At 68.6% G+C, this 20,670-nt stretch carries 19 protein-coding genes and 1 pseudogene; 9 read left to right on the top strand and 11 right to left on the bottom strand.

Annotated features, from left to right (window positions below; all coding sequences use genetic code 11):
* Position 1: 1 nt before the first annotated feature.
* The 8 genes from ACTOWJ_RS08980 to ACTOWJ_RS08945 all read right to left on the bottom strand — a co-directional run bounded on the left by ACTOWJ_RS08980 (position 2) and on the right by ACTOWJ_RS08945 (position 8,124).
* The gene (locus ACTOWJ_RS08980; protein ID WP_441334258.1) at positions 2-1,393 is read right to left on the bottom strand and encodes a DUF58 domain-containing protein; all 1,392 of its coding nucleotides are present in this window, start codon (positions 1,391-1,393) and stop codon (positions 2-4) included.
* A 38-nt stretch (positions 1,394-1,431) separates the two neighbouring features.
* Entirely contained in the window at positions 1,432-2,421 is a 990-nt protein-coding gene (locus ACTOWJ_RS08975; RefSeq protein WP_441334257.1) for an AAA family ATPase, read from the bottom strand.
* The gene (locus ACTOWJ_RS08970) at positions 2,418-3,644 is read right to left on the bottom strand and encodes a DUF4350 domain-containing protein (RefSeq protein WP_441334256.1); all 1,227 of its coding nucleotides are present in this window, start codon (positions 3,642-3,644) and stop codon (positions 2,418-2,420) included. The genes ACTOWJ_RS08975 and ACTOWJ_RS08970 overlap by 4 nt, the downstream gene beginning before the upstream one ends.
* On the bottom strand, positions 3,641-5,308 hold the full coding sequence (locus tag ACTOWJ_RS08965; RefSeq protein ID WP_441334255.1) for a DUF4129 domain-containing protein: 1,668 nt from the start codon (positions 5,306-5,308) through the stop codon (positions 3,641-3,643). Before ACTOWJ_RS08965 ends, ACTOWJ_RS08970 begins: the two co-directional genes overlap by 4 nt.
* Complete coding sequence (locus ACTOWJ_RS08960) at positions 5,305-6,318, bottom strand: stage II sporulation protein M (RefSeq protein WP_441334254.1); 1,014 nt, start codon at positions 6,316-6,318, stop codon at positions 5,305-5,307. Before ACTOWJ_RS08960 ends, ACTOWJ_RS08965 begins: the two co-directional genes overlap by 4 nt.
* A complete protein-coding gene (locus ACTOWJ_RS08955) occupies positions 6,315-6,998 on the bottom strand; it encodes an RDD family protein (RefSeq protein WP_441334253.1) in 684 nt (227 codons plus the stop codon). The genes ACTOWJ_RS08960 and ACTOWJ_RS08955 overlap by 4 nt, the downstream gene beginning before the upstream one ends.
* A complete protein-coding gene (locus tag ACTOWJ_RS08950) occupies positions 6,998-7,516 on the bottom strand; it encodes an RDD family protein (RefSeq protein WP_441334252.1) in 519 nt (172 codons plus the stop codon). The genes ACTOWJ_RS08955 and ACTOWJ_RS08950 overlap by 1 nt, the downstream gene beginning before the upstream one ends.
* Positions 7,517-7,581: 65 nt before the next feature.
* Positions 7,582-8,124 (bottom strand): gamma carbonic anhydrase family protein, encoded by a 543-nt coding sequence (locus tag ACTOWJ_RS08945; RefSeq protein WP_441334251.1) that lies wholly within the window; start codon positions 8,122-8,124, stop codon positions 7,582-7,584.
* A 183-nt stretch (positions 8,125-8,307) separates the two neighbouring features.
* Here ACTOWJ_RS08945 and ACTOWJ_RS08940 point away from each other — a divergent pair, with 183 nt between their 5' ends.
* The 4 genes from ACTOWJ_RS08940 to xth all read left to right on the top strand — a co-directional run bounded on the left by ACTOWJ_RS08940 (position 8,308) and on the right by xth (position 13,870).
* Positions 8,308-9,735, top strand: a complete 1,428-nt coding sequence (locus ACTOWJ_RS08940) for a coniferyl aldehyde dehydrogenase (RefSeq protein ID WP_441334250.1) — start codon at positions 8,308-8,310, stop codon at positions 9,733-9,735.
* Positions 9,736-9,806: 71 nt separating this feature from the next.
* Complete coding sequence (locus ACTOWJ_RS08935) at positions 9,807-11,153, top strand: hypothetical protein (RefSeq protein ID WP_441334249.1); 1,347 nt, start codon at positions 9,807-9,809, stop codon at positions 11,151-11,153.
* 555 nt (positions 11,154-11,708) lie between these two features.
* Positions 11,709-13,049 (top strand): hypothetical protein, encoded by a 1,341-nt coding sequence (locus ACTOWJ_RS08930; protein ID WP_441334248.1) that lies wholly within the window; start codon positions 11,709-11,711, stop codon positions 13,047-13,049.
* A gap of 50 nt (positions 13,050-13,099) precedes the next feature.
* Positions 13,100-13,870, top strand: a complete 771-nt coding sequence (gene xth, locus ACTOWJ_RS08925) for an exodeoxyribonuclease III (RefSeq protein ID WP_441334247.1) — start codon at positions 13,100-13,102, stop codon at positions 13,868-13,870.
* Here xth and ACTOWJ_RS08920 read toward each other — a convergent pair.
* The 3 genes and pseudogenes from ACTOWJ_RS08920 to ACTOWJ_RS08910 all read right to left on the bottom strand — a co-directional run.
* Positions 13,837-13,971: pseudogene (locus ACTOWJ_RS08920) on the bottom strand (DUF6053 domain-containing protein); the annotation flags it as partial. The gene xth and the pseudogene ACTOWJ_RS08920 sit on opposite strands and share 34 nt — an antisense overlap.
* Before the next feature lie 200 nt (positions 13,972-14,171).
* Positions 14,172-14,453 (bottom strand): GlsB/YeaQ/YmgE family stress response membrane protein, encoded by a 282-nt coding sequence (locus ACTOWJ_RS08915; protein WP_441334246.1) that lies wholly within the window; start codon positions 14,451-14,453, stop codon positions 14,172-14,174.
* A gap of 288 nt (positions 14,454-14,741) precedes the next feature.
* Positions 14,742-16,058 carry an AMP-binding protein gene (locus ACTOWJ_RS08910; protein WP_441334368.1) on the bottom strand — a complete coding sequence of 439 codons (1,317 nt, stop codon included), beginning with the start codon at positions 16,056-16,058 and terminating at the stop codon, positions 14,742-14,744.
* 275 nt (positions 16,059-16,333) lie between these two features.
* Between ACTOWJ_RS08910 and ACTOWJ_RS08905 the strand changes: the two genes are divergently transcribed.
* From ACTOWJ_RS08905 to ACTOWJ_RS08885, 5 genes are all read left to right on the top strand, one after another.
* The gene (locus ACTOWJ_RS08905; RefSeq protein ID WP_441334245.1) at positions 16,334-16,933 is read left to right on the top strand and encodes a 4'-phosphopantetheinyl transferase family protein; all 600 of its coding nucleotides are present in this window, start codon (positions 16,334-16,336) and stop codon (positions 16,931-16,933) included.
* A 246-nt stretch (positions 16,934-17,179) separates the two neighbouring features.
* A complete protein-coding gene (gene rsmG, locus ACTOWJ_RS08900; RefSeq protein WP_441334244.1) occupies positions 17,180-17,845 on the top strand; it encodes a 16S rRNA (guanine(527)-N(7))-methyltransferase RsmG in 666 nt (221 codons plus the stop codon).
* 192 nt (positions 17,846-18,037) lie between these two features.
* On the top strand, positions 18,038-18,856 hold the full coding sequence (locus tag ACTOWJ_RS08895) for a ParA family protein (protein WP_441334243.1): 819 nt from the start codon (positions 18,038-18,040) through the stop codon (positions 18,854-18,856).
* Positions 18,853-19,770: a ParB/RepB/Spo0J family partition protein gene (locus ACTOWJ_RS08890; protein WP_441334242.1), complete on the top strand. Its 918-nt coding sequence runs from the start codon at positions 18,853-18,855 to the stop codon at positions 19,768-19,770. The genes ACTOWJ_RS08895 and ACTOWJ_RS08890 overlap by 4 nt, the downstream gene beginning before the upstream one ends.
* A 449-nt stretch (positions 19,771-20,219) precedes the next feature.
* Complete coding sequence (locus tag ACTOWJ_RS08885; RefSeq protein ID WP_441334241.1) at positions 20,220-20,651, top strand: hypothetical protein; 432 nt, start codon at positions 20,220-20,222, stop codon at positions 20,649-20,651.
* Positions 20,652-20,670: the final 19 nt, after the last annotated feature.

The following is a 20,670-nucleotide window of genomic DNA, read 5'->3' as shown; positions in this document are numbered from 1 at the left end:
TTCAGAGCAACCCGTCGCGCTTGACCGCCAGATACTTCTCCACCAGCGACGCCGCCAACTGATCGCAGTTCACGTCCAGCACCATCACCCCGTGATTGCGCAAGGCTTCGTGCGCGCGCACCCGATGTTCGAGGTATTGCGCGGTCGCGCCGGCGCGGATCGCGCCGGACAGGTCTTCGACGTCTTCGTTCAAGGCCAAGTCCAGCGAGCCCTCGCGCAGGCTCGCTACGCACACCAGATGGCGGCCGCGCAGCATGCGCACCGCGGCGAGCAGGTCGTCCATGTCCTCGTCGCGCAGATTGGTCACCAGCATCACCAGCGAACGGCGGCGCTGGCGCAACGACAGTTCGGTGGCCGCGGCGAGGAAATCGGTGGCCACCGGCTGCGGCTGCAGGGCGTAACTGGCGCGCAACAGATTGTCGATCGCGCCGACCCCGCGCTGCGGCGGTACCCAGCGGCTTTGTCCGCCGCTGGCGAGCAGGCCCACGCCGTCGCCCTGGCGCAGCGCCAGGTATGCCACCACCAGCGCCGCATCGAGCACGTGGTCGAAATGCGACAGCTCGCCATCGCGTGCCATCAACCGGCGGCCGGTGTCGAGCATCAGCACCAACTGTTGATTGCGTTCGTCCTGATATTCGCGAGAGATCAAACGGCGCGCGCGCGCGGTCGCCTTCCAGTCGATCTGGCGCAGGCTGTCGCCGACGCGGTACTCGCGCATCTGATGGAAATCGGTGCCCTCGCCGCGGCGGCGCTTGACGTGCGCGCCGACCAGGCGCGAGGCCTGTTCGGCGCTGAACATCGCGAACTTGGCCAACGGGGCGAAATTGGGGAACACGCGCACGCGCTGGATTTCGCCGGACACGCGCGACTGCCACCACAATCCCCACGGCGAATGCAGCCGCAGTTGCACGCCGTCGAACTGGAAATCGCCGCGGGTGTTGGCGCGCAGGTGGTATTCGAAGCTCGCCGTCTCGCCGCCGCCCAAATCCAGCCGGCGCGGCAACTCGCGCATCGCCCAGCCGCCCGGATGCAGGTCGAACGCGTCCATGCGCTGGCGCCGCTCGCTTTCGATCTCCAGGGTCACCGGGCGTTCGACGCCGATCGCCCAGGTGTCGTGCATGCGCCGGCTGGCGCGCGGCGTCGGCGCGCGCAGCAACCGCCACAGGTCGGCGATCAGGATCAACAGGATCGCCGAGGTGACCAATTGCCACAGCTGCGGCTTCACCCAGCCCGCACTGGCCGCCAGCCCCAGCGCCGACCACGGCAGCGCCAGCCAGGCGAAACGCGGCGACGGCCGCGCCCAGCCGCGTCGCGACAGCGCGCGATCGCGCGGCACCGACAGTTCTGCGGCACTGGATGCGACCGGCAGCGGCGGCGGCACGCCAGCTTTCATTGACCTGCCCTCATTGACCTGCCCTCATTGGCGCGACCTCATTGACGCGGCGCTTCCACCGTGGCGAGCAGCGCGTGCAACACGTCGTCGGGCGACTGGCCTTCGATCTGCAACTCCGGCGACAAGGCGATGCGATGGCGCAGCACCGGTTTGGCCACTTCGCGCACATCGTCGGGAGTGACGAAATCGCGACCCGACAGCACCGCCTGCGCGCGCGCGGCGCGGACCAGGCCGAGGCTGCCGCGCGGTCCGGCGCCGAGTGCGATACCGGCCCAATCGCGGGTCTTGCCGACGATGCGCACGACGTAATCGATCACCGCCTCGTCCACCCGCACCAGCGCGGTGCCCTGCTGCATCGCGACGATTTCCTCCGGCCCCAGCACCTGCCGCACCTGCGACAGATCAAAATCCGACGCGCTGCGTCCCAGACTGACCGCGGTGACCATGCGCTTCTCGTCGGCGCGGCTGGGGTAGTCGATCAGGATCTTGAGCAGGAACCGGTCCAACTGCGCTTCGGGCAGCGGATAGGTGCCCTCCTGTTCGACCGGATTCTGCGTGGCCAGGGTCAGGAACGGCGGCGGCAGCTCGAAGCTGTGGCCTTCGATGGTGACCTGCAATTCCTGCATCGCCTCCAGCAAGGCCGATTGGGTCTTGGCCGGCGCGCGGTTGATTTCGTCGGCGAGCAGCAGATTGGTGAACACCGGCCCGCGACGGATGTTGAAGCTCTCCGTCTTGGGGTCGTAGACCGCGTGCCCGCTGATGTCGCTGGGCATCAGGTCGGGGGTGAACTGCACGCGCGCATAACCGCAGTCCAGCGCTTTGGACAGCGCGCGCACCACCAGGGTCTTGCCCAGGCCGGGCACGCCTTCCAGCAGCGCATGGCCACCGGCGAGCAGGGCGATCAGGATTTGATCGAGAACTTCGGCCTGGCCGATGAAGGCCTTGCCGACTTCCTCGCGCACATCGGCGGCGCGTTGCGCCAGCGCGGCGCCGGTGATCGGAACGAGCGGAGCGGCGTCGAGGCTCATAAGCGGTTTCTCATGCGGATCAAAGTGGCGATGCGGGTGCGGAACGCGGCGTGGTCGCGCGCCAGCGGCGTGGTCAGGGCGTCGCGGATCGCGGCGACGCCGAGGTTGGGTTCGTTCTTGTAGCGTTGCACGAGCAGATCGAGCTGGGCCTCGCCCTGGATCGAGGCCGCGTAAGGATCGCGCCGGCGCAGGCGCGCCAGGAACGCGGCCAACACCGCCGCGTGCAGACTCGGGCCGTAGCCGTAGCGATAAATATGTTCGCCGCTGGCGACGATGTGTTCGAGCAGCGAACGCCGCTCCATCGCCGGCGCCGGACGCAGCGGGCCCAGCCGCTGCATGCGCTGCCACAGCCAGCCCAGCAGCCACAGCAGCAACGGCAGCCAGGCCATCCAGCTGTTGACGATCAGCGTCTTCCACAGCGACGGAACTTCCGCCGCGTAGATCAGGTGCATGGTGCCTGCGCGGTAATTCGGCGCCAGTATCTGCCGCGCCAGCGCGGCGTTGGCGGGCTCGGCGATGGCGTCGTTGCCGATGCCGAACCCGTCGAAGAACGAGTTGCCGGTGCCACCGCGGTTGGACAGGAAGTCCAGATCCGAGATCACATCGACCTTGCCCTGTCCGTGCGGGAAGCGCGCATAGACGTAGGCTTCGTCCTCATCGCCCCAGGCGAAATCCGGATCGACCTCGCTGTTGTAGAAATAGAACCGGCGGTCGCCGCAGAACAGGCGCTGCGGTGCCAGGCCGCGTTCGTACAAGCCGACGCAGTCGTTGCGCTCTTCCTCGGCATCGTCACCGACGTCGTCGGCATCGAGCAGGGTCACTCCCAGCTCGCCGAGCACCGGCACCGGCGAACTGCCGAGGGTTTCGCGCCACGGCGGCGTGCGCACGATCAGATGGCCGCCGCGCTCGACCCAGGCCAGCAGGCGCTCGGCATCGGCGGCGCCGAGCGTGCGCGGATCGCGGTAGATCAGCACCGTGTCGCGCGGCCGCAGCGTGGTCGTGGCCAGCAGCAAGCGCTGGCGCGCATCGACCTTGACCCCGTCCTTCTGCAACGCCAGCTTGAGCACGTACAGCGGATTGCTGGCGGCCTCGCCGGTGCGCGGCACATCGACGGTCTCCTCGACTTTGACGTAGCCGCGCTTCCACACGACTCCGGCAAGCACGGCCACCACGATCACCACGACCGCGGCGACGCCGATGAGCACTGCGTTGCCGCGGTTCACGCCGCCCACCCGAAGCGCTGGCTCAACTGGCCGACCAGATCGTCGAAATCCTCCGAAGCCGGCAGCGTCTGCGCATAGGCGGCGTACTGCCAGGTGCGCACCGCGCGCGCGAACACGTCGCGGTCTTCGGCCGAGCTCAGCTTGCGCGAAGCGCGCAGGCATTGCGCCTCGGTCGCGCCGGGCACCAGCACCACTTCGGCGCGGGTGGCCATCGATTCGACCGCCGCTCGGTACATCAGCGCCAAGGCATCTCGGCGGCGGCCGTCGTTCCAGAGCCGGTGGATCGCGGTGGGAATATCGTCGGGCAGCGGCTCGGCTTCGGCCATCGCGCCGGTGCGCAACTCGCCGGGCGCGTCGGGATCGACCTCACCGCCGCCGCGGAACCAGCCCAGCCAGCGACCGATGCTGAACAGCAACGCGGCGACGATCAGCGCCACGATGGTCCACAACACGATCTGCACCGCAGCCGCCAGCCCCTCGCTGAGGGTGCTGAAATCGCGGCGCGATCGCGTCGAATCGATCTTCGGCGCCTTGACCTCTTGCTTGGATTTCCACACCGTTTCCTTGCGCTTGGGCGCGACGGCGGGTTCTTTCATCGCCTTGGCCACCGCATCGCGCAGCGCGCGGTCGTCGCTGCGCGCATCGCCGTAGAGCTCGTTCAACGTCGACGGCAGGCGCTTGGATTTCTTGCTTTCATCGAACGCGCGAATCGGCGCGCTATGGATGGATGGCTCGTCTTCTTCCTCGTAAGACTCGTCCGCGGCCTCGCCGTCTTGCGCCGGAGCAGGCGCCTGCTCCGACGGAGCGACCGCCTCGGTTGCAGGCGCGTTCTCGCCGGCCTGTTGAGCCGCCGCATCGGGCAGCAAGCCGATGCACAGGCACAGCGCCATCAGCGTCGGCGCGGCGGCCGCGGCCAGGCGCGCGCGCAGGCGGCGGAACACGATCTCGATGTCCCAGCCTTCGATCTCGGTACGGCGATTGAGGTACAGACCGAACCCGGCGCCGACGTAGAACGGCTCGATCACGCTGACCGCGAGCCACATCAGCACGTTGAACAACGCATTCATCCAATCGGGCTGTTCCAGGAACGAATCCCACAGCGACTTCACGGTGTCGGGCAAGTAGTCGAAGGGAATGAACATCAGCCCGCCGAACACCGCGCCGATGATGATCAGCAGTTCGAAGTTCGAGCACACCAGGGTCAACAGCGCGCATACGCCGTACACCGGCGCGCCCAGCGCCGCGCGGCGCTCGCGCGCCTCCGCGCCGCTGCCGCCTTCCAGCAGATCCACCGGCAGGTACAGCGAACGCGCCGGGCCCAGCCGGCGCCAGGTCAGGTAGGCCAGCCACCAGCGCGCGCCCCAACGGAACTGTTCGCGCACGGTCTGGCGCGTGCCGGGGACATCGCCGAACACCGCGCGCGAGATCACATACAGCGGGATGCGGTCGAACCACGGCTTGAGCCACCACATCAACACGCCGGCCAACCACAGCTGATCCAGCGCCCAGCCGGCGAGGTTGAGCAGCGCCAGCATCGGCAGGGTGACCAGCAGCCACGGCTTCCAGATCGCGCCGGCATGGCGACGGACCAGGGCCATGCCGAGTTCGCAGGCTTCCCAGGACGTGCGCGGGCGCAGAGCGACGGTGAGCGCTTCGAGTTTCATTGCGCGTCTTCGTCGTCTTGATGCAGCGCGTTGCGGCCGCCGCGCGCCAGCCACAGCGCGACCAGCGCCCACAGCAGCGCGCCGACCGCGTACTTGATCGGCGCGGGCATGCTGCCGATCGACGACCAGAACGCCTCGACGAAGGCCGCGAACACCAACATCGCGAACACGCCGATGCAGATCTTGGCGCCGCGCCTTCCGCCATGGATCAGCGAATCCACGCGCCGCCGCTGGCCCGGCGCGATCAGGCTCAGGCCCAGCCGCAGACCGGCGCCGCCGGCGATCACGATCGCGGTCAACTCCGGCGCCGAATGCCCGGCGACGAAACGCCAGAACGGATCGCCGTGACCGACCGCCTGCAGGTGTCCGGCCACGCCGCCGATCATGATGCCGTTGAAGATCAGCACGAACACCGTGCCCAACCCGGCGACCAGGCCGCTGGCGAAGGTCTGGAAGCCGATGCCGACGTTGTTACCGATGTAATGGGCGAACATCTGCAGATCGTCTTCGTCGGTGCGGCCCAGGTCGCGTTTGCTGGTCGGGTCGTACATCCGCTCGAACCCGGCCAGGGTGTGCGCGTCGAACAGGCCCGAGGCCAGATCCGGCTTGACCTGGATGGCGACGAAGATGGTCACCAGCGGCACCACGAACAACACCGCCGCGGCCAGCATGCAGCGCCATTCGGCGCGCACCAGGCGCGGGAAGCCGGCCAGCAGAAACTCGATCGCGCGCCGCGGATGCAGCGGCTTGCTCCGGTACAGCACGCTGTGGCCGCGCTGCATCAGCGATTGCAGGCGGTCGGTGACCACCGCGCTGTAGCCGCGCCGGCGCGCCAATGCCAACTGCTGGCACAGGCGACGGTGCCGCGCCGGCAACTCGTCGTCGCTGATGCCGGTCCACTCGCGCCGATGCTTGCGCGCCTCGCGCGCGCTCAGCGAACGCTTGTCCAGCCACAGCTCGAATTCGCGCCACTCGGCCTGATGGCGTTCGACGAAACGATCCTGCCTCATCGTCGCCCCAGCAGCCAGTTGGCCATACCGTACAGGCGCGTCACCGCCGGCGCGCCGCGCGCATGCACCAGCGACTCGACCAGATCGGCCAGTTCGGCCTGACGCGCCGCGGTCAGGCGCGGTCCGCGTTCGGCGAAAGCGACGACCGCGGCCTGTTCGTGCGGCAGCAGCACTTGATTGGGCGCGAGCGCCGGCGCCACCGCGGCCTCGTGCAGCGCCTGCGAGCGCGCGGCATGCACGACCAGGGTGCCGGCGACCATGTCGCCGAGCCGGCGGCTCCACGGATCGATCAGGCAGGCGGTCAGACCGACCGCATAGCCCACCGGCAGCGCGTCGACCACCCGCAGCAGATTGCGCGTGAACGAGGCCATCCAGCCCACCGGAGCGCCGTCGGCGGCGACCACACGCAGGCCCAGCGCCCATTTGCCGGGCGTGCGGCCCTGCATCAGCACTTCGAACAATACCGAGTAGAACCAGCTCAGCACGAAGCTGGCCAGCATCAGGATCGCGTAACCGGCGCCGCCGAAGGCGTACACCAGCGCCTGGAACATCGCGGTGTAGATCGCTCCGCGCGCGATCAGATCGAGCGCGTAAGCCAACGCGCGCGGCACCGGTCCGGCAGCGCGCAGGTGCAACGCCACCCCTTCGGGCGTCACCACCTGGCGATAGGTGTCGAGCATCAGACGTTGACGACCTTGGTGTCGGCGAGCAGATCGTGCAGGCAGCGGCTTTCTTCGCCGAAGATCCACAAAACGTTGGCCAACGCGAACACCATGCCGATGCAGGGCACTTGCTCGATCAACCCGGTCACGAACATGCGCAGGCCGAGGATACGGCCGAAGCTGCACGACGAACCGTCGTTGCGCACGATCTTGATGCCCATCCAGCGCTTACCCAGGGTCTGGGAGGTCTGGTACAGCAGCACGAACTGATAGATCACCAGCGCCAGGGTCATCAGCCCGCTCAGGGCCAGTGCCGCAATCTGGATCCCGTTGAGTTGGTCGGCACTGCCGGCGCCGCCGGAATTGGGACCGGCCAGCACCAACACGACGATCATCGGCACCAGCACCGCCAGTTGCAGGCCGCCGTCGATCAGGCGCGCGACCAGACGGATGCCGCGATCGGCCTTGACGCTTTCCCCCAGTTCGACCGGCAACGGCGCGGTCGGCGCGGCGTACGGATTCTGCGTGTCTTCCATGTAGTTATGACTCCCTGAGTCCTGCTGTCCCCTGCCGCGACTGTAAACGCGGCCGCCGGGCCTGACTAGCCTGTCCGCATGCCCAGGTAGCGATCCTTGAGGCGGACATAATGCTGCGCGCTGTATTGCAGCTGCTCGATCTCGCGATCGCCGAGCTTGCGCGCCGGGCGCGCCGGATTGCCCAGCCACAGTTCGCCCTCGCCGACCACCTTGCCCGGCGCGATCACCGCGCCGGCGCCGACGAAGCCGAAACGCATCACCCGCGCGCCGTCGAGGATCTTGGCGCCCATGCCGATCAGGGCGAACTCGTCGATGGTGCAGGCGTGGACGATCGCGCCGTGGCCGATGGTCACGTCGTTGGCGATCACCGTCGGCAGACCGCCCGGCCGGGTGAACGGGCCTTCATGGGTGACGTGGACGATGGTGCCGTCCTGGACGTTGGTGCGCGCGCCGATCGAAATCGAGTTGACGTCGCCGCGGACCACGCAGCCGGGCCAGATCGACACGTCGTCGGCCAGGGTCACTGCACCGATGACGGTGGCGGCCGGATCGACGTAGACGCGTTCGCCGAGGCTGGGGAAGGTTTCGAGATAGGGTCGCAGGCTCATGCGAGCATTGTAGGGGCTAGCGCGACGGCATCCGCCGCGGGGGGTTTGCGGCGGCCGGCGGATCGCCTCCGCCGCCGGCCCGACGCCGATCGCGCAGAGCGACCGCCGAGGCCCCCACGCCTGACCTCTGCCGCCCCACGGCCGACACACTCCGCCAGCGCGCGGACGACTACACTGCGGCGTATGGACACCTTCGCCGACACGCCGATCTCCGAGCTTTCCGCCACCCGCGAACGCCTGCGCGGCGCCTGGCAGAAGCGCAAACCCGATTACGCCCAGCGCCGCGCCGACCTGATCCGCCTGCGCGACGTGTTCCGCGAACGCGGGCCGGAGATGGACGCGGCGATCCGCGGCGACTTCGGCCATCGCTCCAGCCACGAGAACCTGCTCTCGGAGGCGATGATCACCCTGGCCGAAATCGACCACGCGCTGAGCCATCTGCGCCGCTGGATGCGCCCGCGCAGTGCCGCGGTGGGCTGGCGCTTCTGGCCGGCGCGCGCGGAAATCCGGCCCGAGCCGGTCGGCGTGGTCGGCGTTCTCTCGCCGTGGAACTACCCGGTGAATCTGGCTCTGGTGCCGCTGGTCTCGGCGATCGCCGCGGGCAATCACGTTTACCTCAAGCCCTCCGAACACACCCCGCGCACCGCGCGGTTCCTGCGCGAGCTGCTGGCCGAAGTGTTCGACGAAGACCGCGTCGCGGTGGCGATCGGCGGGCCCGACGTCGGCGCGGCGTTCTCGGCGCTGCCATTCGACCACCTGCTGTTCACCGGCTCCACCGCGGTCGGCCGCAAGGTCATGGCCGCGGCCGCGCCCAACCTCACCCCGGTCACGCTGGAACTGGGCGGCAAGGCGCCGGCGCTGATCTGCGCCGATTACCCGATCGAACAGGCCGCCGCGCGCATCGCCAGCGGCAAGTGGTTCAACGCCGGGCAGACCTGCATCGGCGTGGACTACGTGCTGGTCGACGCCGCGCGCCGAGATCAACTGGTCGCCGCGCTGCTCAAGCAGTTGCAGCAGCGCTACGGCGATCTGGTCGCGCCGCAGGACTACACCCGCATTATCAACGCCAGCCAGTACGCGCGGTTGAGTTCCTACCTCGACGACGCGCGCGAACGCGGCCTGCAGGTCATCGAGCCCTTCGCCGACAGCGCGCCGCGCGAGCAGCGCGAGGCCGAGCGCATCTTCCCGCCGACCCTGGTGATCGAGCCGGGCATGGACGCGCTGGTGATGCAGCACGAGATCTTCGGCCCGATCCTGCCGATCCTGTCGTATCGCACGCTCGATGAAGCCATCGCCCGCATCAACGCGCTCGACCGGCCGCTGGCGCTGTACCCGTTCGGCCACGACTCGGCGCAAGTCGAAAAGATCCTGACCCAGACCCTCGCCGGCGGCGTCACCGTCAACGACACCCTGCTGCATTTCGGCGCCCACGATCTGCCGTTCGGCGGCATCGGTCCCAGCGGCATCGGCGCGATCCACGGCCGCGCCGGTTTCGACACCTTCAGCAAATTGTTGCCGGTGTTCTATCAGCGCTCCAAGGCCGGCAGCGATCTGCTCAAGCCGCCGTACCGTGGCAAGATCGACGCGATGATCCGCTGGCTGGCGAAGTGAAGTGACCGGCCGCGGATGATCGCCACGCGCATCCGCGCGCCGCGACCACCGCCACGCAAGGACGCTCCGCCATGGCCGGCCCTACCGATTCCGCACCCGTCGCGTCGCCGCGCGCGCGTCCGTCGCGGCCCTGGCTGGCCCTCGCGGTGTGGCTCGCCTCCGGCCCGGTGCTGGCCATGATCTGGCTGGCGATCAGCTATCGACGCATGCCGCCCGGCGGCGTGTTCGGCCCGCATATGATCGAGTTCCTGGTCAACGGGATGGAGATGCTGATACTCGGCGCGGCCATGGCGGCCCTTGCCCTGGTGGGCGCGATCGTCCACGGCGCGCTGACCCGCACCTTGCCGCATTGCCTGATCGGTCTGTTGCTCGGCGCACCGGCCGGGTTGATCGCTCTGAGCGTGGTCCACGACTCGATCCAGGACGCCCACGCCAGGCGTGAAACCGCGCGGATCCAGGCCGCGCAGGGCCGCTACGCCGGGCTGGTCGACATCGTCCGCAACGGCAGCCAACGCCGGATCGAGCAAGCACTGCGCGACTTGCCGTCGGACTTTCCGATGCCTCGCGCGATCTGCGCGCTCGGCGGCGGCTCGGACCCGGGCACCGACCAATGGTCGCCGCACACGCCCGACGGCGACCGGCATACGGTCGATACCAGGACCCTGCTCAAGGCCGTTTCGGCCGTGGTCTACGGCGACTGGCCGCGCGGGCAGAAACAGGCGGCGCTGTACGCCGCGCTGCACGCGATGGTGGACCGCGATCAGAACCTGTATCTGCGCGAATGGACCGTGTTATGGCGCGCCACCCAAGCCGACCCCACCTCGCGCAGATTGGCCTTCGATGCGCCGGTCTACGCCTTCGCCGAGGGCGGCTGCCGCGGTGGCGACGATGCCGCCTTGGTCAAATACATTCTGGGCACGTGGCACGACGCGGGCGCGGGCGCGTGGGTCGACGCCGGGTTCGGCTTCACCGCCGAGCAAGCCGGGCCGGCGCTCGCGGAAATACGCACGCCGGCCGCGTTGCGACGGCTGCGGGACGCCGGCGTGGATCCGCGCCGCGAGCTGGTCCAGGCCGCCGACAGTGCCGCCCGGTTCGGCCATATCGCCTACGCCCTGACCACGCAGTTGGATCAAAGCGACGATCCCTCGCAGCAGGCCGAGTTGATCGAAACTTATGTCGGCCTGGGCGTCGATCCGCGCCGCGCCGGGCAGCTCGGCCAGATTCCGTGCGCGGTGTTCGAACGCAGCGAACACTGGCGTGCCAGCCAGGCGGCCGCCGGCAAGCCCATCGCGCCCGACCAGCTCAAGCCCGTCGCCGATCCATCGCAACGGCAGGCAGCGGCCGAACGCATCCACGCGGCGCTGTGTCCAGCGGGGAAGGACCAGGAGCAAGCGCCGGCCCCCAAACGCTGCATTTGACGATAGTCAGCCAGGCGGTGCATCGGCTGCGCTTGCGAATGCGGACGCTCTTGCGTGCGCCGCCCTCGAAGCGATGGCTCACCGGATGTCCCCAGGCAAACTTCTTGCAAAGCTCGCGATGAATTTCAGATCGTTCTTGCGTGCCGCGGCCTGCCGCATCGTACTCGTGGCGCCATTCGCGGCAGGCGCAACCGAGTCGACCCGAGTCCCCGCCGACCTCGAATTGCACCGCGGCGCGACAGAGGTTTCGGCGAAAGTGGACGAATGTCCGATCCGGCTGAAAGAGGATGCGAGATGGATGTGCTGCACACGGTGACTATCGTCGCGAGCGGATCGAAAGGCGTCGGGGCTGAAGCCCCTCCCACAAAAGATTTCGATGCCCCGAAGGCGCTTGCAGACCCGATGTTGCCTTCGCGGCTGCTTGACCATCGGCGGCCGCAACTACGTCGTCGTCCGCGTGTCGTCGCCCGCGTGTAGCCGCGGCGCCGGATTCGCTGGCGCGACGGCGGCCGCGGCGGTACAACAACGGCACTCCCACGGACCCCGGTCATCGCCTTGGACGGCTCTCCCGATCAGATCGCGCGCCGACGCCGCGCCTTGCGCCGCTGGCTGTTCGCCTATCCGCTGGCGACGCTGGCGTTTTCGCTGTGCTTCTTCCTCTGGGCCGACCGACTCGACCTGGGCGGATTCTTCCTGGCGCTGCTGGCCGCCGGCGTGGTCGCGCTGGCGATCCCGTTCGTGGCCCTGATCGACGGCGCGCGCGCCGGCGCGATCGGCCCGGCCTTGAGCGGTTGCCTGCTCGGAATTTTGCCGGCCTTGCTGGTGCTTCTGCTCGTCGACCAGGCGGTACGCGCGTATCAGGGGGGCGGCTACGAGGCTCAGCGCAAGCGCTTCGCCGCGCTGACCCAAGCCAGCGAGCGCGGCGACGGCGACGCGATCCGCGCGGCGATGGCCAAGCTGCCCGCCGAATACGGCCCGGGACGCGCACTGTGCATCGTCGGCGGCGAAGGCCTCGGCACCGGTTCCGGCGACGACTGGCTGATGCCCGACCCCGACGGCATCCGGCCGCGCGTGTCCACCGCGCGCCTGTTCGACGCGGCGCAGGCGCTGATGCGCGAGCGGCCGCGCGCCCAGCAACAGACCCTGCTGAGCGCACTGCTGGTGCGGCTGAGCGAACGCAACGAGATCGACCATCTGCCCCGCTGGCTGCGTCTGTGGCGCACCACCCAGGCCGATCCGGGCGCGCGCCTGCTGCTGTTCGACGAGCCGCGCGACCCGGACGCGATGAGCGATTGCCGCCTGGAAGGCAACGTCGATCTGGCGCGCGTGGTCGCCAGCAGCTGGCACGACGCCGGCCTGCGCGCCTGGATCCGCGCCGGCTACGGCTTCGCGCCCGAACAGGAATTGGCCGCGCTGGAAGGCGTGCGCACCAAGGCCGGGTTCGATGAGCTGATCGCCGCCGGCCTTGATCCGGCCGCGCGGCTGCGCCGGCTCGGCCCCGACGAGGCACCGCTGTCGCGTCTGACCGGGCGGCTGTCGCTATGGCTGGACGACAGCGAAGACCCGGCCGCGCAGGCCGATCTGGTCGATGCCTACGTCGGCGCCGGCGCCGATATCGCCCGCGCCGCCTACGGCCGCACCCCCTGCCAGGAGTTCACCGAGTCCGAGGCGGAGCGCGAAGGCGCACGCAGCCAGGCCGCCTCGCCCGCGCGCCAGGCCGCGGCCCGGCGCATCCGTCAGGCCTTGTGTCCGCAGGGACAACCGCCGCCGGCCGTCTCCTCGTCCACCACCCCGTACGAGGACAGCGTCTCTGCGGCCGCCGAGGCCGCGGCGGCGGCGGGTCGGGCCCACGCCGACGCCGACGCCGTCCGCGAACATCCGCCAGCGCAACGGTAGGCGTCGTCGCGGCCGGCGCCGGCGCGGCAAACGCGGCTAAACTTGCGCGCATGAAGATCGTCAGCTGGAACGTCAACTCCCTCAACGTGCGCCTGCCGCACCTGCAACAGTGGCTTGCAGGGTTCGCGCCCGACGTGGTCGCGCTGCAGGAAACCAAGCTCGAAGACGCGCGTTTCCCCGATACCGATCTGATCGGTGCCGGCTACCGCAGCGTGTTCGCCGGGCAGAAGACCTACAACGGCGTGGCCATCCTCTCGCGCGAAAGCGCGCAAGACGTGCAGGTCGGCATTCCCGGCTTCGAGGACGAGCAAAAGCGGGTGATCGCCGCGACCGTGGGCGGCGTGCGCATCGTCAATTTGTACGTGGTCAACGGCCAGGACGTGGGCACCGACAAGTACGCCTACAAGCTGCGCTGGCTCGACGCGGCGCACGTCTGGATCGAACAGGAACTCAAGCAATATCCGGACTTGATCGTGCTCGGCGATTTCAATATCGCGCCCGAAGCGCGTGACACCCACGACCCGGCGGTGTGGAACGACGACCACATCCTGACCTCCACCGCCGAGCGCGACGCGTTGCGTCGCCTGCTCTCGCTGGGCCTGCACGACGCCTATCGCCTGCATCACCAGGACGAAGACCAGTTCTCGTGGTGGGATTACCGCCAGGCCGGCTTCCGCCGCAATCTGGGCCTGCGCATCGACCTCACCCTGATCTCCGAATCGCTGCGCGCGCGCTGCGTCGCCGCCGGCATCGACCGCGAACCGCGCACCTGGGATCGGCCGAGCGATCATGCGCCCGCTTGGGTCGAACTGACGGGCTGATCGGGGTTCGGGGTTCGGGGTTCGCAATGTTCCGCGAAAGCTTCGGCGACTTTTGTGGGAGGGGCTTCAGCCCCGACGCTCTTCGATCGGATAGCTTCGAACTTCGCTTAACTCGGAACGAAAAGCGTCGGGGCTGAAGCCCCTCCCACAAAAGACCTCAGAGACCTCAGAGGTCCCAAACAAATCGCTGGAGAGCCCCCGAACAGATCGCTGGCGGTCGCTCTGATCTCAACAAAAAGGCCCGGCTTTCGCCGGGCCTTTTGTTTAACTATCGCTCACCGGTAACCGAGCGAGACCGCGCTCAGCGCACCCGCCCGCGACGGAACAGATTGACGATCGCCAGCAGCACCACCGCGCCGACCAGCGACAACAACAGTCCCGGCAGATTGAACGCGCCGCTGTTGATGGTGCCCGCGCCGATGCCGAGCACGCCGCCCAGCCAGCCGCCGAGGAACGCGCCGACGATGCCGACGATGACGTTGAGGAAAATGCCCTGCTGGCCGTCGGTCCTCATGATCATGCTGGCGATCCAGCCGATCACGCCGCCAACCACCAGCCAGACGATCAAGCCGGTAATGCTCATATGTTTTTCTCCTCACGGTTTGCTGTCGATGCGCGATGTCGCGTCGAAACGCCGAGTCATCGCCCCCGAATGGGGTCGGGTGCAGTCTGGGTCGCATGACGTGATGGCAACGTCGAATTGCGCATCAGCGTCGTGTGAAGAAAACGCGCGGCGTTGAACTTCGTGAACGCAAACGCCAGGAATCGTGCGCCGCGTCGGCTCACTCGCGCGATCGGATCATGCGGTTTCGCTCGATCCGCGACCGCCATCGACGTGCGCGACGCCGACCGAAACGGAATGTCTCGCGCCTCACTCGGCGGCGCGCAGCATCGCTTCCAAGGCATGCCGCGGCAACTTGCCGGTTTCGTTACGCGGCAATGCGTTCACGCAACGCAACGGCCGCGGCAGAAACACCGGATCAATGCTTTGCCGCAGCGCGTGCAGGATCTGCGCTTCGGTCAGTCCCGGCGCCACCGCCAGCGCGGCGATACGGCGCACGCCCAAGTGATCGGCGACGTCGAGCTGGAACACCACGCCGTCGCGCACGCCGTCGATAGCGATCAGCTTGCGGGTCAGATCACCGAGCGAGGCGCGCTTGCCGGCGATCTCCAACAGATCGGCGTTGCGTCCGCGCAGCACGAAACGGCCGCCGGCTTCGACTTCCATCAGGTCGGCCAGCACCACCGGCTCGGGCAGATGCGGCGCGTGGATCGCGGTGCCGTCGGGTTGCGGGCACACCCGCACGCCCGGCAACGGCGTCCACGCCTGTTCCAGTGCGGTGCGGCGGCGCGCGAATACGCAGGTTTCGGTGGAACCGAACACTTCGCGCACTTCGCAGCGGTAGCGCGCTTCGGCGGCCTGGGCCAGTTCGGCCGGCAACGGCGCGGTCGCCGAGACGATGCCGGCCAACACCGGCAGTTCGACGCCGGATTCGACCAGCGCGCGCAGATGCACCGGCGTGGTCACCAGCAGCGGCGGCGCAGCGGCTTCGCTCAGCGCGCGCGCGACATCGCCAGGGAAGAACGGCCGCTGCGCATGCACCGACACCGGCCCGAACAAGGGCAGCAGGACCGACATCTCCATGCCGTACATATGCTGCGGCGGCACGGTCGCGACCAGCGGCGTGATCGCATCGCTGCGCAGCAGATCGTCCAGCGCGGCCAGATTCTGCGCGGTGCTGGTGGCGAACGCGCGCCAGGTTTTGTGATTGGGTTTGGGCTGGCCGGTGCTGCCGGAAGTGAAGCCGATCGCCAGCAGCGCGTCGGGGTCGACCCGCAGCGGCTCGCCCTCGGCCTGATCCAGGAGCTCGGGCAGACGCAGATAGCGCGGCGGCAGCGGATCCAGCGGCAGATCGCCGATGCAGTAACTGTCGGCGTAACGCGCGAGCACGTCGTCGACCACCGCCGGCGCGCGCGAGGACGGCAGCAGATTGATCTGCCCGCGCAAAGCCACCGCGCACAACGCGACCAGGAAGCGGTAACGGTTCTCGCACAGATTGACCGCGCAGGCGCCGTGCGGCAAAGCGGCGGCGAGCGCGCGCACTTCGCGCTCGAAACGCGCGCGCTCGATGCTCGGACCGCCGCCGAACGCCAACAAGCGTCCGGGCGCGCCGGCGACCAGATCCATCCATCGGGTTGTATCCGCATGACCCTGGCTGAGCGGAATCTGGCTCGGATCGAAGACCGCTGACATCGGTGTGGTTATCCCGCGGCCGTGGCCGCCATCATTGCCCTGCAACTTGCCCGGACCCGCCTGATCGCAGCCTGACGGCGGTCGCCGACCGCCCAGCCTGGCTTCAGGAAAGACGCCGCGCCCCCGCGCGTGCGTCCTTGTTCGAGTCCGATCCCCTGGCGTTTAGCTTACGCTGAGTGGCCTGCCGCCCGCCAAGACCGCCCTCGTTCATGTCCCTGTCCAGTCGTTCATCCGGCTCCGCCGCCACGCCGGGCAGCGATACGCCGCGTTGGACCTGGCTGCCGCATCCGCACGGCCAGCCGGCGCAACCGCAGGCGCGTGAGTGGCTGGCCGCGCAGCTCGGCGACGCCGCGCTGAGCTTGTCGCGCGATGCGCGCCAGCGCCCGCACCTGGACCCGCCGCATGGCGAGTTCGATTGCAACTGGAGCCACAGCAGCGAACGCTTGCTGATCGCGCTGGCGCACCGGGCCCAGGTCGGAGTCGATCTGGAGCGGATGCATCGACGCCCCCGCGCGGTCGAGATCGCACGGCGCTACTTCACCCAGGCCGAAGCGCAGTGGCTGGCCGAGCATGCCGATCGCGATCGCACCTTCCTGCGGCTGTGGTGCGCCAAGGAAGCGGTGCTCAAGGCGCACGGACACGGCCTGTCGTTCGGATTGGACCGACTGCGCTTCGAGCAGCGCGGCGACATTCTGGCCTTGGTGGAATGCGACCCGGACCTGGGGTCGCCGGAACAATGGCGGATGTGCGAGATCGAGCCGGCGCCGGGGTATCTGGGGGCGTTGGCGTGGCGGCCGTGGGACGCGTGAAGCGACCGCAGCATTGGCTTGGCCTGGGTGCAAGTCGGGGCTCAAGCCCCTCCCACAGAGACCTCGGGCCTGCACTCAAGACCTGGGCTGCTCGGGATGGTCGCGGCCTGAACTCCAAGCGAAAGTCGCGGCGCATCCGGTCGCGACGCAGCGCCAGGACTTTTGTGGGAGGGGCTTGAGCCCCGACTCGCGCCGCCGCGCCGACCCCGCCCGCCACCGCCACCGCCATCGGCGATAATCGCCGCGATGAACACCCCCGTCTCCCTACCGCCCGGGCTGCGCAGCGAGCTCGAATCCGGCCTGTCCGCGCTCGCGCTCGATCCGGCGCTGTCGACGCCGTTGCTGGACTATCTGGCACTGCTCGCGCGCTGGAACCGCACCTACAACCTCACCGCCGTGCGCGATCCGCAGGAGATGGTCGGCAAGCACCTGCTCGATTCGCTGGCCATGCACCGCTATGTCGACGAGATCGCCGCGCGCGGCGGCGCGCTGGCCGATCTGGGCACCGGCGCGGGCCTGCCAGGCATCCCCTTGGCGATCGTCAAGCCCGGCCTGCGGGTGAGCCTGGTCGAGAGCAACGGCAAGAAGGCCCGCTTCATGCGCGAAGCCTTGCGCCAGCTCGGCCTGAAGGACGCGCGGGTGGCCGAATCGCGGATCGAGGCTTTCGCCGAACCCGGCGCGTACGACGCCATCACCGCGCGCGCCCTGGCCACCTTGCCGCTGATCCTGGAGCTGGGCGGGCATCTGCTCAAACCCGGCGGAGTGCTGCTGGCGATGAAGGGCGTGCGCCCGGGCGACGAAATCGCCGCGCTGCCGCCGGGCTGGGAAGTCCGCTCGGTCGATCCGCTGAGCGTTCCGGGCCTGGTCGGCGAACGCCATATGGTGGTCGTCGGCCGCCAGGGCGAGGGCTGAGCGGGCATTCGCCCCGGCCGGCGACCATACGCCGGCCCGCCAAAGCGTCCGCCGCCGCACCGTTCGGCCCGACCCCGTTCCAGCTTCAAGCGCGAGGCAGCCGGCGCGGGCATAATCCCCAGTCCGATCGGCGTCCGGCGCCGGCCGCCTTCGTTACTTCTTTCTATTCCCGAACAGCAGGGGACGAGCCGCATGGCCCGCATCATCGCCGTCGCCAATCAAAAAGGCGGGGTCGGCAAGACCACCACCGCGGTCAATCTGGCCGCCGCGCTCGCACGCACGCCCAAGCGCGTGCTGCTGGTCGACCTGGACCCGCAAGGCAACGCGACCATGGGCAGCGGCGTCGACAAGCGCCAGTTGGAAGACACGATCTGCGACGTCCTGCTCGGCGAGGCCGATGCCGCCGCGACCATCTTGCGCGTGGCGGAAGACTTCGACCTGCTGCCCGGCAACATCGATCTGACCGCGGCCGAAATCAGCCTGATGAGCCAGGACGGGCGCGAGCAGCGGCTCAAGCAGGCGCTGACCCCGCTGCGCGGCAGCTACGACTTCATCCTCATCGACTGCCCGCCGGCGCTGTCGCTGCTGACCTTGAACGCGCTGACCGCGGCCGATTCGATCATCGTGCCGATGCAGTGCGAGTACTACGCCCTGGAAGGACTGAGCGCGCTGGTCGACACCATCGAGGCGCTCAAGGTCAACCTGAATCCTTCACTGGAAATCGAAGGCGTATTGCGCACCATGTTCGATGTGCGCAATAACCTCGCCAACGCCGTTTCGGCCGACCTGACCACCCACTTCGGCGACCGCGTGTTCCGGACCATCGTGCCGCGCAACGTGCGTCTGGCCGAGGCGCCGAGCTACGGTCAGAGCATCGTGGGCTACGACAGGACCAGCCGCGGCGGCATCGCTTACCTGGGCCTGGCCGGCGAAGTGCTGCGCCGCCAGCGCGAACGCGACCAAGCCGCCAAGGCCTCCAAGACCGCTGTCAGCGCGGAGACTCCGGCATGAGCAATCCCGCCAAGAAGCGCGGCCTGGGCCGCGGACTGGAAGCGCTGCTCGGCCCGAAGGCCGCGGCCGAGGCGCCGACCCTGGTCGAGGCCCAGCCCGGCGACCTGCTGCGCAATCTGCCGGTCGATTCGCTGAGCGCCGGCAAGTACCAGCCGCGCAAGCATTGGGACGAAGACAAGCTGGCCGAGCTGGCCGAGTCGATCAAAGCCCAGGGCGTGATCCAGCCCATCGTGGTTCGAGAAATCGGAGAGCGCGGCGGCAAGACCTACGAAATCATCGCCGGCGAGCGTCGCTGGCGCGCCTCGCGCCTGGCCGGGCTGAGCACCATTCCGGTGGTGATCCGCGAAGTCGACGACCGCACCGTGGTCGCGATGGCGCTGATCGAGAACATCCAGCGCGAAGACCTCAATCCGCTGGAAGAAGCGACGGCGCTGACCCGTCTGATCGACGAATTCGATCTCACCCACGCCCAGGCCGCCGAAGCGGTCGGCCGCTCGCGGGTGGCGGTGTCCAACCTGCTGCGCCTGCTGGAACTGCCGAACGAGATCCGCGTGCTGGTCGAAACCCGCGCGCTGGACATGGGCCACGCCCGCGCCTTGCTGAGCCTGCAGCCGCAGGCGGCGATCGCGCTGGCCCGCCAGGCCGCCGAGCTGGGCTGGTCGGTGCGCGACGTCGAACATCGGGTGCAGCAGCTGTCGGCCGGCAAGATTCCGGTCTCCGGTAAGCCCAAGCCGGCCAAGGTCAAGCCGCAGGCCGACATCGCCACCCTGGAGCGCGAGCTGTCGGAGTCGCTCAACACCAAGGTCAACGTCCTGCACGGCCGCGGCGGCAAGGGCCGGCTGGTGATCCACTACACCGATCTGGATTCGCTGGACGGGGTGTTGGAGAAGCTGCGGGGCAAGGTCGAGGCCTGATTAGGCAGGCGCGCGGGGTTGACCCCGCCGCGGGCGCGCCGATCGCGCTGTTGGGCTGGGTTTCGCTGCTTCCGGCGCGAGAGCGTCGGGGCTGAAGCCCCTCCCACAACAATCCTGGCGCCGCGGCGCGATCGGATGCTTCACGGCTCCGCTCAGCCCCGAGGTCTTTTGTGGGAGGGGCTTCAGCCCCGACGCTTTCCGCTCAGCACTCCACAAACCCGACCCGCTCCCGAGCACCGGCTCGACTATTTCCCACTAGCCTGGGCGCACCGCCGTCAGGCGGGCCGGAGAGGACCGTCCTGTGACGAATCCGCACCGGCAGGATTGGGGTAATCCACTAAACTGACGCTTCCGCTTTCACCGATACGTCCTGCCTGGGCATTCCCCAGCCGGATGCGAAGCGTCGTCGCCGCACGACGAACCACACCACCAAGCAAGGAGACGCAACTATGAAATGGATGGCCGCCGCCGCACTGATGCTGGCACCGGTTATGGCTTGGGCGCAGACCGGAACCTGTCCGGAACTGAAGAACCCCGAGTTGAAGTGGAACCAGCGCCAGGGCGCCAATTACACGATCTGCTACCTCGAACTGCCTTCCAGCCTGGGCTCGGGCAGCGGCTTCGGCGTTTACCTGGGCAGCCGCACCTTCAAGCCGGCCAAGAAGGCCCGCGCCGAGAAGGGCACGGTGGGTGCGCAGCAGGTTCAGTGGTTCACCAAGCAAACGGTCAATAACGTGCGTCCGTTCTCGCGCGAAACCCTGGTCAACCTGCCGGGCGACAAGCCCAAGAGCAAGATCAAGGTCTACGTGTGGATCGACGCGGCCAGCGCCGAGCAGCTCAACGAGGGCTTCGCCCTAGCCAAGCAGGTGGCCGTACAGTAAGAAACTCGAACCGCGGAGC

Source organism: Lysobacter sp. CA199 (genome assembly GCF_052078715.1).
In the GTDB taxonomy this organism is placed as follows: domain Bacteria; phylum Pseudomonadota; class Gammaproteobacteria; order Xanthomonadales; family Xanthomonadaceae; genus Lysobacter.
The sequence above is the reverse complement of the archived record's forward strand: the minus strand, read 5'-3'. Positions and strand labels throughout refer to the sequence as shown.

What these genes read in the sequence shown, in the direction of transcription:
- ACTOWJ_RS08905 (WP_441334245.1), top strand. Translation starts at nt 16,334, where the DNA reads ATGTCCCTGTCCAGTCGTTCATCCGGCTCCGCCGCCACGCCGGGCAGC.
- ACTOWJ_RS08895 (WP_441334243.1), top strand. Translation starts at nt 18,038, where the DNA reads ATGGCCCGCATCATCGCCGTCGCCAATCAAAAAGGCGGGGTCGGCAAG.
- ACTOWJ_RS08910 (WP_441334368.1), bottom strand. Translation starts at nt 16,058, where the DNA reads ATGGATCTGGTCGCCGGCGCGCCCGGACGCTTGTTGGCGTTCGGCGGC.
- ACTOWJ_RS08960 (WP_441334254.1), bottom strand. Translation starts at nt 6,318, where the DNA reads ATGAGGCAGGATCGTTTCGTCGAACGCCATCAGGCCGAGTGGCGCGAA.
- ACTOWJ_RS08975 (WP_441334257.1), bottom strand. Translation starts at nt 2,421, where the DNA reads ATGAGCCTCGACGCCGCTCCGCTCGTTCCGATCACCGGCGCCGCGCTG.
- ACTOWJ_RS08950 (WP_441334252.1), bottom strand. Translation starts at nt 7,516, where the DNA reads ATGGAAGACACGCAGAATCCGTACGCCGCGCCGACCGCGCCGTTGCCG.
- ACTOWJ_RS08890 (WP_441334242.1), top strand. Translation starts at nt 18,853, where the DNA reads ATGAGCAATCCCGCCAAGAAGCGCGGCCTGGGCCGCGGACTGGAAGCG.
- ACTOWJ_RS08955 (WP_441334253.1), bottom strand. Translation starts at nt 6,998, where the DNA reads ATGCTCGACACCTATCGCCAGGTGGTGACGCCCGAAGGGGTGGCGTTG.
- ACTOWJ_RS08980 (WP_441334258.1), bottom strand. Translation starts at nt 1,393, where the DNA reads ATGAAAGCTGGCGTGCCGCCGCCGCTGCCGGTCGCATCCAGTGCCGCA.
- xth (WP_441334247.1), top strand. Translation starts at nt 13,100, where the DNA reads ATGAAGATCGTCAGCTGGAACGTCAACTCCCTCAACGTGCGCCTGCCG.
- ACTOWJ_RS08940 (WP_441334250.1), top strand. Translation starts at nt 8,308, where the DNA reads ATGGACACCTTCGCCGACACGCCGATCTCCGAGCTTTCCGCCACCCGC.
- ACTOWJ_RS08965 (WP_441334255.1), bottom strand. Translation starts at nt 5,308, where the DNA reads ATGAAACTCGAAGCGCTCACCGTCGCTCTGCGCCCGCGCACGTCCTGG.
- rsmG (WP_441334244.1), top strand. Translation starts at nt 17,180, where the DNA reads ATGAACACCCCCGTCTCCCTACCGCCCGGGCTGCGCAGCGAGCTCGAA.
- ACTOWJ_RS08935 (WP_441334249.1), top strand. Translation starts at nt 9,807, where the DNA reads ATGGCCGGCCCTACCGATTCCGCACCCGTCGCGTCGCCGCGCGCGCGT.
- ACTOWJ_RS08885 (WP_441334241.1), top strand. Translation starts at nt 20,220, where the DNA reads ATGAAATGGATGGCCGCCGCCGCACTGATGCTGGCACCGGTTATGGCT.
- ACTOWJ_RS08915 (WP_441334246.1), bottom strand. Translation starts at nt 14,453, where the DNA reads ATGAGCATTACCGGCTTGATCGTCTGGCTGGTGGTTGGCGGCGTGATC.
- ACTOWJ_RS08945 (WP_441334251.1), bottom strand. Translation starts at nt 8,124, where the DNA reads ATGAGCCTGCGACCCTATCTCGAAACCTTCCCCAGCCTCGGCGAACGC.